The organism is Parafrankia sp. BMG5.11, assembly GCF_004337455.1.
This window is the reverse complement of record NZ_SJXI01000036.1, coordinates 283,094-294,585: the sequence shown is the minus strand read 5'-3', so window position 1 is coordinate 294,585 and position 11,492 is coordinate 283,094. Positions and strand designations below refer to the sequence as shown.

Below are 11,492 nucleotides of genomic sequence, written 5' to 3'. Positions count from 1 at the left end.
GTTCCGCCGCCGGGAAGCCATTACGATCATGGACGGTTGACGGGAGCCTGCTCCGGCGGCACCGTCTCCACGACGGCGCTCCACCGGCGCACCAGCTTCTGCGCGCCACCCAGATCCGCCGCCTCGGCCCACAGGTGGGTCACCGCCTCGGACGGGTCGGGCAGCACCAGCACCCAGGATCCGTCCGGGCCGACGACGCGCACCCCGTCGGTGGTGTCGACCTGGTCGCCCGAGTCGACGTCCACCGACTCGACGACGCGGCGCATGACGGTGCCCTTCTCCGCCCACGGTGTGGGCACCGACGCCCGCACCATCGCGACCGGAGGGATCCGCGCGTCTATCGCGCTGAGCGTCAGCCTGGTCCGGGCGACCAGCGCGACCAGCCGGACGAACGCCGCCAGGCCGTCGATCACGGGGGCGAACTCCGGCACGACGAACCCGCCCCGCCCGTCGGCGGCGAAGACGATCGGCTCGGCCTGCACGACCCGGGAGAGCTCGGAGCCGGACATCGACATCCGCCGCACGGTCAGGCCGTGGAAGCGCCCCACCTGGTCGGCGACCCGGGTGGTGGTGACGGGCACCGCCGCCTGGGCGCCGCGGTTCTCCGCCGCGACGAGGTCGAGCATGACCAGCAGGGCCCGCTCGTCGCTGATGAGGTCGCCGCGCTCGTCGACGATGGTGATCCGCTCGCCGATGTGGTCGAAGCGGACCCCGAACGCGGCGCGCGAGCTCGCCACGAGCGCGCCCAGCCGGTCCAGGGCCCTGCGCTCCTGCTCGGCGCCGGGCTCGGGGTAGGTCTCGTCCAGCCGGCCGTTGACGGTCAGCACGTCGACGCCGAGCCGGCCGAGCAGGGTGGGCAGCAGCAGCGACGCCGCTCCCCCGGACGGGTCGACGACCACCTTGAGATCCGCCTCGGCGAGCCCGCTGGTGTCCACCCGGTCGAGCAGGTCCTGGGTGTAGACGTCGGCCGTGCGCGCCGGGAAGCGCAGGTCGCCGATCTCGCCGGGGAACGCTCGGCGGAACTCCTGCCGGGTGAACACGCGGTCGAGCTTGCGCTGCGCGGCCGGGGAGAGATCGTCGCCGTCGGCGTCGAGGAAGACGATGTCGATGCGCTCGGCGTCGCCCGGCTTGGAGCGCAGCATGATTCCGCCGGCCGCGTCCGAGGTGCGGACGTCGAAGCGCGCGACCGGCAGCGGGGCCACCTCCAGGTCACGGACGTTGATCGCGCCGGCGGTGAGGGCGCTGATCACGGCCCGTTTAAGGGCCCGGGCCGCGCGCGAGCCGTCCCGCGCGGTGGTGACGGTGGAGCCCTTCTTCAGCGTCGTCGCGTACGCGCTGGCCAGGCGGACCACCAGCTCCGGTGTGATCTCCGCGTTGACCAGTCCGGAGACCCCACGCGGGCCGAACAGCGACCGCTGCCCGCGCGACTCCCAGATGACGCTGGTGTTGACGACCGCCCCGGCCTCGATGGTCTTGAACGGGTAGACCTTGACGTCATGGGAGACGAACGCCTCCTCCTGGATGACGCACTCGTCGCCGATGACCGCGCCCTCCTCTATGCGCGCGGCCCGCAGCACGTCCGTGCTCTTGCCGATCACGCAGCCGCGCAGGTTCGTCCGCGGGCCGATGAGCGCGTTGTCCTGGACGACCACCCGGTGCAGGAAGGCCCCCCGCTTCACCACCACGTTGCTGCCGAGCACGGTGAACTCGCGCAGCTCGGCGCCGGCCTCGACCTTGCTGTAGTCGCCGACGACCAGCGGTCCCTTGAGGATGGCGTCGGGATGGACGTCGGCGTCCTCGCCGATCCACACCCCCGGGGAGACCTCGAACCCGCCGATCGAGACGTCCACCTGCCGGTTCAGCACGTCCGCCTGGGCGCGCTGGAAGCTGGCGATGGTGCCGACGTCCTCCCAGTAGCCGCCGGCGACATAGCCGAACACCGGCGCCCCGGCGGCGACCAGCCGGGGGAAGACATCCCCGGACCAGTCGACCGCCTCGCCGGCCGGGACGTGGTCGAGGACCTCCGGCTCCATCACGTAGATGCCGGTGTTGACAGTGTCGGAGAACACCTGGCCCCAGGTCGGCTTCTCCAGGAACCGGGAGATCCGCCCGTCCTCGCCTGTGATCACGATGCCGAACTCGAGCGGGTCGGGCACCGACTTGAGCGCGACGGTGACCAGCGCGCCCTGCGCCCGGTGGTAGGCGACGAGGTCGGTCAGGTCGATGTCGGTCAGGGCGTCACCGCTGATGACCAGGAACTCCTCGTGGCGCAGCGCGTCCTCGGCGTTCTTCACGCTGCCCGCGGTGCCCAGCGGCGTGGTCTCCGTCGCGTAGGACAGGTGCATGCCCAGCTCGTCGCCGGAGCCGAAGTAGTTGCGGATCATCGCCGCGAGGAACTGGACCGTCACCACGGTCTCGTCGAAACCGTGCCGCTTGAGCAGCCGCAGGACGTGCTCCATGATCGGGCGGTTGACGACCGGCAGCAGGGGCTTCGGCAGGTTCGCGGTCAGCGGCCGCAGCCGGGTGCCCTCGCCGCCCGCCATCACGACGGCTCTCAAGGGTTACCTCCCTATTTTCGCGCCGCGGCCAGGCGGGCGCGTTCCCCGGCCAGCCGGCGGGCCTGTTCTGCGTAGAGGAGGCCGGACCACCAGTAAAGAGCGATACCCCAGATGGCGAACGCCCACCCGAGTGGGCGGGCCGCCGTCGCCAGCCACGAGTCGCCGGCGGACAGCAGCAGGAGCGGGAAGGCGTACAGCAGGTTGAAGGTGGCCGCCTTGCCGAGGTAGTGGACGGGCAGCGCGGCGCCCACCCCGAGCCGGCGCAGCACGGGCACCAGGCCCAGCAGCGCGACGTCCCGGGCGACGAGCGCCAACGCGAACCACAGCGGGACGATGTCGCGCAGGGTGAGCGCGGCGATGGTCGCGAAGATGTAGAGCCGGTCGGCCAGCGGGTCGAGAGTCACCCCGAGGCGGCTGGTCTGGTTCAGCACCCGGGCGAGCTTGCCGTCCAGGTAGTCGCTGATGCCGGCGAAGGCGAGCACACCCAGCGCGGCACCGTCCGCCTCCGGGCCCAGCGCGAGCCAGAGGAAGAGCGGCACGCCCAGCAGGCGCAGACCGGACAGCAGGTTCGGGATGGTCCAGATCCGGTCGGAGGCCTGCGTCTCCGCCGTCACGCCGCGTCCCTCCTCCCCGACCCGGCCGCACGAAGACGGGCGCCGACGGCTCGCGCGCCGACCGCTGGACGCGGGTCGTCGGCTCTGACGCTAGCGGATAGGCGCCGGCCGGGTCGCCGAGTGGTAGCCGCCGTCCGGGCCCGGCGTGGTGCGGGACGGCGCGCGGCCAGGTGCGGGAGCGCGGGGCGGCACTCGGCCCGAACCGGGCCGAGTGCCGCCCCGCGCGTCACATGATCCGGCCGACCTTGTAGGTGGAGCTGTAGATCGGGCGGAGCGACACCACACCGCCGGTCTGCGGCGCGGCCCACATGTAGCCGTTCCCGGCGTAGATGCCCACGTGGTAGATGTTGCCCTCGGTCCCGTAGAAGATCAGGTCGCCGGGGCGCTTACCGGACTGCGGCACGTGGGTAGACACGTTGTACTGGCCCTGCGCGGTGCGCGGCAGGGAACGTCCGAGCTGCTTGAAGACGTACTGGACCAGGCCGGAGCAGTCGAACGAGTAGGGGCCCTCCGCCCCCCACACGTACGGCTTGCCCTTCTGCAGCGAGGCCAGGTAGACGGCCTTCTCCCCGATCGAGCTGCCCGGGATCACCGACGGGATGGCCTGGCTGACGGCCGGGCGGGGCGCCGTCGGCGCCTTGATCGTGATCGTGGCCGCGCCGGCCAGCGAGGGCCGCAGCGCGCTCGTGCCGTCGAAGACGGCGGTGATCGTCGTGGTGGTCAGCAGCCGCGCGGTGATCTGGGCCTGACCGTTGGTGTCGGTCGTCAGCGCCGTCGAGGTCTGCCACTTCGGCCCGTTCACCACGACGATGCGGACCCGCTGGTTGGCCAGCGGAGCGCCGCCAGCCTCATTGGCCCGGACGGTCAGCACCACCGGGGCGTTCGGCGCGACCGTGGTGTTGTCCGCCGTCAGCGAGACCTTGGTGAACATCGGCTCGGAGGACGCGATCGCCCCCGCCAGCGGCGCGGCGGCGGCCGCGGCGTCCGGCGCGGCCGTCCCGCCCTGGCCCGGCAGAACGGAGGCCGTCTGGGTCGCGCCCGGGTCGATGGACGCGGTGCCGTCCGGGGTGGCCGGCACCGTGGCGGCGAAGGCCGCCGTCGAGGCCGCGAGCGTGCCCGTGGTGAACGCGGCGATCGTCGCCGCCCGACGAGGCGGCTGGGAGGTGCGCCGCCGGGCGCCCGTACCCGATCGGGCGTTCGAGGGGCGCTGTCGCCCCTTGACGAACTGCTCCCAGTCCTCGGGCAGCCAGGCAATTCCACGACGGGGCAACGCGTGTCCTTCTCTCTACCGGCGCCTGTGAGGCGCTCTGCCGCGCTCGGCATCGCACACCGACCCGCCGGCCAGCACGGCCGGCGGGACCGGATCGGCCGTCCGGCGGCCGGACGGATCGCCCGGTCACCGGGACCGCCGAGGTCCCTCGTCCTGCCCCGCCTGTCTCGGAGGGGTCGTCGGGCCGGGGGCAGGACACGGCGCTTCGGCTCGACGCTTTACATACATCGGACGGTGCTCGGCACTCTCAAATAGCTGTGCACGCAGGTGCCGATGCTGAAGATAGTGGACTTCGGCACTTGCCCGACAATCACCCCCCTCACAACAATCGCCCACCTTCCCGGAACGCGAGGGTTCGATCACGACATGGAAATAGCCGCTTACTTTCCGTCGGATCAACACCCGGCGGGCGTGGGGCGGGCGGGCCGTGACGGCACCCGGGGAGAGGCCGCTGATGCCTGCCTGATATGGGCATTCGGGCTTCCGGCGCCAGCCGGGCGGATCATCAGGGCGACGCGCGCCGGAACGCCCCCGCACGGGCCGCCAGACCGCCCCGGACGTGGCCTTTTGGGTCCGGGCGCCAGCGACGGCGGGTCTGCGCGGCCACACCGGGCAATACGCGTGAAACAGAATGGGCGGGGCGGGCTCGACCTTCGTGGGGGGCGCGCGACCGCCGCGGAGCGCCCGCAAAGCACATTGGGGCCACCGCGAAACATCCGGCGAAAGGTCGCCGGCCGGCTCAGCCGGTTGGGGCCGGCGGAGCGGGGGCGTTCGGCGCCGCGCCCGCGCCCGCGCCTGGCACGGGCGCGGCGGGCGCGGGCATGGCCGTAGCGGGCGTGACAGGCACGGGCGCGACAGACACCGGGGCTGCGGGTGCCACCCCGACCGGCACAGGGATGGCGGGCGCCGGCGCGACTGGAGCGGGCACAGCCGGCGCGGACACGGCCGGCGCGACTGGAGTGGACACGGCCGGCGCGGACACGGCCGGGGACGGGGACGGGGCCGGCGCGACTGGAGTGGGCACAGCCGGCGCTGGCACGGCCGGCGCCGGGGCGCCGGCGGGCGGCGCCCCGGCGCCGGGCGGCTGGGCGCCCGGCACGGACGGGCTGTTCGCGTGCGCGTAGACGATCAGATTGCTCAGGTAGTGGTTCGTGTCCTCGTCGAACGCCCCGCCGCAGGTGATCAGCCTCAGCTCCGGCCGGCCCACCGCGCCGTAGACGCGATCGGTCGGGAACGCCTTCTTGGTCGTGTCCTCCGTGCGGTCGACCGTGAATGTCGTGCGCAGCCCGGTCGGCGAGGTGACCTCGATCTGGTCCCCGGCGCGCAACGCCCGCAGGCGGTAGAAGACGGCCGGCCCGGAGGTCGAGTCGTAGTGGCCGACCAGCACCGACGGGCCGAGCGCGCCGGGCGCCGGGCCCCGGTCGTACCAGCCGACCTCCTGCCACTTCTTCGGCACGGCCAGCGAGCCGTCGGCGTTCAGCCCGAGCCGGACGATCGCCGCGTCCACTCCGATCGCCGGGATCCGCACCCGCGTCGGGTCGGTGACCACGACCGGCGGGAGCACCGGCACCGGCGCGGCGGCCGCCGGGCCGGTGGGCGCACCCGTCCCGTCCAGGGCGCCGGCCTGGTCGATCGCGGTGCCGAGGCCGGCGACGTCGACCCTCTCGGTGTCCGAGGGCGGGGCGGGATCGGACTCGGTCAGCCGGAACCCGCTCCCGACGACCAGTACCACGCCCGCGACGAGCAACAGGCGGGAGAACGTCATACGCACCGGCGACCGCTCCGTCGCTCCACGCTTCACGACTGTCTCCGTCCAGCGACCGTCCATCGACACCGACCCACCAAGAACTACGCAAGGTGATGGTATCGAGCCTCGGCGGTAGCCGAGCGTAGTTGCGCGTCGAGTCGCGTGACGCGAACGACCCACGCCAGGACCACATCCGGCAAGGAGGTGTGAGGCGGTCGCGCGCCGCAGCTCAACCCATGTCCCGCAATGGATGCCGGTCCCGCGCCGGTCGCACCCGCGGCCCGTTCGGACCCGTCGCACCACGCCGTCTCGCTGCGTCCCATCCCGACCACTCCTCGCTATGGTGTCACTCGCAGTGACCAAGCAATAACCATGCGTGAGAGAGGGGACCAGATGAGGAAGGGAATGGGACGGAGCGCCGCGCTTCTCGCCATGTCGAGCGCGGCAACCGTCATCCTCAGCTTCGGACCCGGACTGACGGCCGCGCACGCCGACATCTTTGACGACAAGGGTCGGTGCGACGACAAGAAGTCCGAGGAGTGGGACATCTTCGGCGACAAGGACAGGGACGACAAGGACCGCGAAGGCGACAAGGAGGCCCGTGCCTTCGTCGACGACAAGGACGCCGTCAAGGACGACAGGGACAAGGACGACAGGGACAAGGACGACGACTGGTTCGACGACAAGGACAAGGACAGGGACTGCCCGGTCGGCGTCGTCGCCGGTGCCGGTGTCGGTGTCGGTGCGGGCGCCGGAGGGGCCCCGGTCGGCGGCGTCGGCGCGGGCGGTGGCGGCACCGCGGACAGTGGCAACTCGCCGCTGCTGCCGATCGCCGGGGCCGGTCTCGGTGCCATCCTGATCGGCGCGGGCATGCGCCGCCGCGGCCACGGGTCGATCTGAACCGACCGCCCCCCAGGAGCCTAGGACGGATCGGCCGGTGTGGTCATGTCGCGCCGGCCGATCCCCCGGGACGGACCTGAGCCGGTGTGTGAGATCGACCCCCACCACAGCGCCGGATCTCCGGTAGGGTAGCGTTCGTCAGCACGGGACGTGGCGCAGCTTGGTAGCGCACCAGACTGGGGGTCTGGGGGTCGCAGGTTCAAATCCTGTCGTCCCGACACAAAACGGTTTACCGCCCGCTGGACAGGCAGAAGCCTGGTCAGCGGGCTTTTTCGTGCTGTCGGGACCACCTGGCCGATCCCGGTTGAAGGGCTCCGCCTCGTCCCCGTTGGGACCTCGGGACCTGATCCGTCAGGTGCCGCGCCGCCCAGCGGCTCCCCGCTTCCGGGCCACGACGAACCGACGGCACCGGATGCAGGAACGTCACGCTGTCGTCAGCGCGAGGTATGTCCACCCGACTCCCGTTGTTTGCGATCAGGCGCCCGACACCTCCTCCTGCATGACTGGACGCATGTCCGGGGTGATGCTCTCTGTCGGGAGCGAGCTCATTCCGCAGCCGTGTCTCGATGGCCAGGGACGCCAGCTCAGGCAGGAAGACGATGAACAGCACTGCGTCCGAAGCTCATCGGGATCCGGTGCTCACCCCGCAGGATCCCCGCCAGATCGGTCTCACGTTCGGGATCCCGGGCGGATTCGTGAAGGGACCGGATCGGCCTGCTCAAAGACTGCGCTGGTCACCCACCCAAGCCGGGCTCGGAGCCGGTGCGGCGGCCGGGCTCATGGCCGGCTTCATGGCTGACCTCGCGAAGGGACTTCCTCAAACCGCGGCAGGCTGGCACCGCCTACCAGTTCCGCCATGCCGAGCTACAACGGCACCAAGCCGAGCGGCCGCGCTCTGCTGTACCGGCACACCGCTCCGTCACCACCGAGAAGGAGCGCGGGTACGACAGCACGGCTCAGCCCCGGGGCTAGCGGTGGCGGTCGGGACGCTCGCGGACCCGGATCGAGATCTCGATGGGCGTGCCGGCGAAGCCGAAGTCCTCGCGCAGTTTGCGCTCCAGGAAACGCCGGTAGGCCGGCTCGAGGAATCCGGTGGTGAACACGACGAAGCGCGGCGGGCGCACCCCGGCCTGGGTCGCGAACAGCACCCGCGGCAGCTTCCCGCCCCGCGACGGCGGCGGCGTGGCCGCCACGACCTCGCCGATCCAGGCGTTGAGGCGGCCGGTCGGGATGCGCGTTCCCCACGAGTCGAGGGACGTCCGCAGCGCCGGGGCGAGCCGGTCGGTGGCGCGGCCGGTGCGGGCCGAGATGTTCACCCGCGGCGCCCAGGCCACCCGGCCCAGCTCGCGGACGATCTCCTGCTCCAGGTCGAGACGGCGCTCGGTGTCGAGCGTGTCCCACTTGTTGAAGGCGAGGACGAGGGCCCGGCCGGCGTCGGTGACCATGCTGATGATCCGCTGGTCCTGCTCGGTGACCGGCTCGTCCGCGGCGAGCAGGACGATCGCGACCTCGGCGGCCTCCAGCGCGGAGGCGGTGCGCAGCGACGAGTAGTACTCGGCGCCGGAGGCCTCCTTCACCCGCCGCCGCAGGCCGGCGGTGTCGATGAACATCCAGGTCTCGCCGCCGACGGTGACGAGCTCGTCCACCGGGTCGCGGGTCGTACCCGCGACGTCGTGCACCAGCGAGCGCTCGCTGCCGGCCAGTTTGTTGAGCAGGCTGGACTTGCCGACGTTCGGCCGCCCGATCAGCGCCACGCGCCGGGGGCCGTCCTCCTCGGTGAACCGCTCGCGGGGTGCCTCGGGCAGCACCGCGAGGACGGCGTCCAGCAGGTCGCCGCTGCCCCGGCCGTGCAGCGCGGACACCGGGTACGGCTCGCCCAGCCCGAGGCTCCACAGCGCGGCGGCGTCGGCCTCCGTGCGGGCGTCGTCGACCTTGTTCGCGGCGAGGATCACCGGCCGGCCCGACCGGTGCAGCACCCGGGCGACGGCCTCGTCGGCGTCGGTCGCGCCGACGGTGGCGTCGATCACGAACAGCACGCCGTCGGCGGTGTCGAGCGCGGCGCGGGCCTGGTCGGAGACCCGGGCGGCGAGGCCGCGGGCGTCGGGCTCCCAGCCGCCGGTGTCGACGAGGGTGAACCGGCGGCCGTTCCACACCGCGTCGTAGGCGACCCGGTCACGGGTGACGCCGGGGACGTCCTCGACGACGGCCGCGCGGCGGCCCAGGATGCGGTTGACCAGCGTCGACTTGCCCACGTTCGGCCGGCCGACGACGGCGAGGACGGGCTGCCCTCCCGCCAGCGGGAGGGCAGCGCCCACAGGGCCGTCGTCGACGGACGCGGCGAGATCTTCGGTGTTCATGACGGCTGCACTCCGCTTGGGCTGGACATCTCGGTGAACTGACTGCGAGCTGTCCTTCCGCGGACGGCGGACCCGTCCGGCGCACTCGGAACAAACAGCGATCCGGTAGAACTTACTCCGCCGCCGACGAATCCCGGCTCTCGCCGGCACGCACCGTCGCCAGATGATCCGCCAGCCGGACCCGGATGTCCTCCGCCACGGCGGCCAGAGCCCGCCGCGAACGCGGGTTCGCCGGCACCTCCACCTCGAACGGCTTGCCGAACACCACCCGGACCTTCACCGACCGACGCGGCCACTTGGCGCCCCGGGGCAGCGCGGCACCGGTGTTGATGCAGGCCACGGGAAGGACACGGCAACGCCCGTGCACGGCCAGGTAGGCGATGCCGTGCTGGACGGCGGCCATCTCACCGCTGCCCCGGGTGCCCTCGGGGAACACGCCGATGGCGCCGCCGCGGGAGAGCTCGTCGAGCGCGGTGTGCAGGGCGTCGCGGTCCGGGCGGCCGCGGTTGATCGGGATCTGGCCGACGAACAGCAGCAGCCTGCCCAGGATGCCCTTGTACATCTCGGACTTCACCAGGCACCGCACGGTGCGCGGCGCCTCGATGACGACGAGCGGCCCGTCCATCCAGCTGCTGTGGTTCCCCGCGAAGATCAGAGGCTCGCCGTGCGGGACGTTCTCCCAGCCCTCGTGGACCACGTTCATCACCAGGTGGTTGAGGACCTGGCGGACCGGCGGCTTGAGCACGCGGTGGGTGATGTCGTTGAACGGCTTCGACGCGGCACCGCGGTGCGCCGGCGCCCCGACCGAGGTCGCCGGACGGACCCGCTCGGCCCGGGCCCCACTCGTCGCCGACTCGACGCCGCTCGGAGCTGGCACGACGGCCTTCGGCGCCGGCTCGACTCCGCCCGCGGCCGGAGCCGCCGGAGCCGACTCGACCGCGGCGGGCTCGACCGGAGCGGGCTCGACCGGAGCGCCGGCCCCGGCTACCGGCTCGGCCACCGGCCCGTCCGGCGTGTCGAGCCGGCCGTCGGCGGCGGTCATGAGGTCGTGGCGAGCACGTGCTCGCCCTGGCGCAGGACCTCGTCCACCACCTCGGGGACCGACAGCGCGCTGGAGTCGAGGACGATCGCGCCCGCGGGAATGGACAGCGGGTCGACCGTGCGCGAGCTGTCGAGGGCGTCACGGCGGTCGAGCTCGGCCAGGGTGCGGGCCACGTCGTCGACGCCCTTCTCTCCCAGCTGCCGGGACCGCCGCAGCGCGCGCACCTCGGTGGACGCGGTGAGGAAGACCTTGACCGGGGCGTCCGGCGCGACGACCGAGCCGATGTCGCGGCCCTCGACCACGATGCCGCCGGCGACGAGGGCCTCGGCGATGATCTCGCGCTGCTGCGCGACCATCCGGGCCCGCACGGCGGGCACGGCGGCGACCGCGCTCACGGCGTTCGTCACCGCCCGGGTACGGATCTGCTCGTCGACGTTCACCCCGTCGACGGAGATCGACGGGCGGTCGGGATCCGTGCCGACCGTGAGGACGGTGCGCTCGACGACCTCGGCCACCGCGGCCGGGTCCTCGATGTCGATGCGGCGCTCCAGGGCGACCTGGGTGACCGCCCGGTACATCGCCCCGGTGTCCAGGTAGCGCAGGCCGAGCCGGCGCGCGATCTCCCGGGAGACGGTGCTCTTCCCGGAGCCGCCCGGGCCGTCCACCGCGACCACGAGACCGGTGGGGGCGGCGGGGGCGGCCCCGGCGGTCACCGGGCCCGGTACCGAGGGCGCCACCGTCGTCCCGGGGCCCCCCGTCCTGAAAGCATCGTCGTGGCTGCCGGTGGCCGAAGCCCCCGGCGAAGCGGACCCGTCGTCGGGGCTCACCCGTCTCCTCCGTCCGGACGCGTGTCTGTGCGACCCGCATGTTCCTTCGTCCACGCCAGGCCGGCGGCGTCTCGGACCCGGGCCGACGGCCCGGTCGCGGCCGGGGCGGCGCGGCGCGCCCACCCCGACTGTCTCCGGGCCGGAAGTCCCAGGCTGGTGGTCCCTAGAACACCTGCC

At 72.8% G+C, this 11,492-nt stretch carries 8 protein-coding genes and 1 tRNA gene; 2 read left to right on the top strand and 7 right to left on the bottom strand.

The window, feature by feature from the left end; genetic code table 11:
- Positions 1-26 precede the first annotated feature (26 nt).
- The 4 genes from E0504_RS25090 to E0504_RS25075 all read right to left on the bottom strand — a co-directional run bounded on the left by E0504_RS25090 (position 27) and on the right by E0504_RS25075 (position 6,243).
- Positions 27-2,543 carry a mannose-1-phosphate guanyltransferase gene (locus tag E0504_RS25090; protein WP_071063728.1) on the bottom strand — a complete coding sequence of 839 codons (2,517 nt, stop codon included), beginning with the start codon at positions 2,541-2,543 and terminating at the stop codon, positions 27-29.
- A gap of 26 nt (positions 2,544-2,569) precedes the next feature.
- A complete protein-coding gene (locus E0504_RS25085; RefSeq protein ID WP_112107819.1) occupies positions 2,570-3,172 on the bottom strand; it encodes a CDP-alcohol phosphatidyltransferase family protein in 603 nt (200 codons plus the stop codon).
- A gap of 226 nt (positions 3,173-3,398) precedes the next feature.
- Positions 3,399-4,442 carry a C40 family peptidase gene (locus E0504_RS25080; RefSeq protein ID WP_112107818.1) on the bottom strand — a complete coding sequence of 348 codons (1,044 nt, stop codon included), beginning with the start codon at positions 4,440-4,442 and terminating at the stop codon, positions 3,399-3,401.
- Positions 4,443-5,181: 739 nt separating this feature from the next.
- Positions 5,182-6,243: a class F sortase gene (locus E0504_RS25075; protein WP_243657608.1), complete on the bottom strand. Its 1,062-nt coding sequence runs from the start codon at positions 6,241-6,243 to the stop codon at positions 5,182-5,184.
- Positions 6,244-6,582: 339 nt separating this feature from the next.
- On the opposite strand from E0504_RS25075, the gene E0504_RS25070 reads away from it, so the two are divergent.
- Together E0504_RS25070 and E0504_RS25065 are read left to right on the top strand one after the other, a co-directional pair.
- Positions 6,583-7,089 carry a hypothetical protein gene (locus E0504_RS25070; protein WP_112107817.1) on the top strand — a complete coding sequence of 169 codons (507 nt, stop codon included), beginning with the start codon at positions 6,583-6,585 and terminating at the stop codon, positions 7,087-7,089.
- 144 nt (positions 7,090-7,233) lie between these two features.
- A tRNA-Pro gene (locus E0504_RS25065) sits at positions 7,234-7,307 on the top strand.
- A 750-nt stretch (positions 7,308-8,057) separates the two neighbouring features.
- On the opposite strand, the gene der is transcribed toward E0504_RS25065, so the two are convergent.
- From der to cmk, 3 genes are all read right to left on the bottom strand, one after another.
- Positions 8,058-9,446, bottom strand: coding sequence for a ribosome biogenesis GTPase Der (der, locus tag E0504_RS25060; protein ID WP_071063738.1), 1,389 nt, complete (start codon positions 9,444-9,446; stop codon positions 8,058-8,060).
- Positions 9,447-9,558: 112 nt separating this feature from the next.
- A complete protein-coding gene (locus E0504_RS25055; RefSeq protein ID WP_112107816.1) occupies positions 9,559-10,488 on the bottom strand; it encodes a 1-acyl-sn-glycerol-3-phosphate acyltransferase in 930 nt (309 codons plus the stop codon).
- Positions 10,485-11,315: a (d)CMP kinase gene (gene cmk, locus E0504_RS25050; RefSeq protein WP_071063742.1), complete on the bottom strand. Its 831-nt coding sequence runs from the start codon at positions 11,313-11,315 to the stop codon at positions 10,485-10,487. Before cmk ends, E0504_RS25055 begins: the two co-directional genes overlap by 4 nt.
- Positions 11,316-11,492 lie beyond the last annotated feature (177 nt).

What these genes read in the sequence shown, in the direction of transcription:
- E0504_RS25090 (WP_071063728.1), bottom strand. Translation starts at nt 2,543, where the DNA reads ATGGCGGGCGGCGAGGGCACCCGGCTGCGGCCGCTGACCGCGAACCTG.
- E0504_RS25070 (WP_112107817.1), top strand. Translation starts at nt 6,583, where the DNA reads ATGAGGAAGGGAATGGGACGGAGCGCCGCGCTTCTCGCCATGTCGAGC.
- der (WP_071063738.1), bottom strand. Translation starts at nt 9,446, where the DNA reads ATGAACACCGAAGATCTCGCCGCGTCCGTCGACGACGGCCCTGTGGGC.
- E0504_RS25055 (WP_112107816.1), bottom strand. Translation starts at nt 10,488, where the DNA reads ATGACCGCCGCCGACGGCCGGCTCGACACGCCGGACGGGCCGGTGGCC.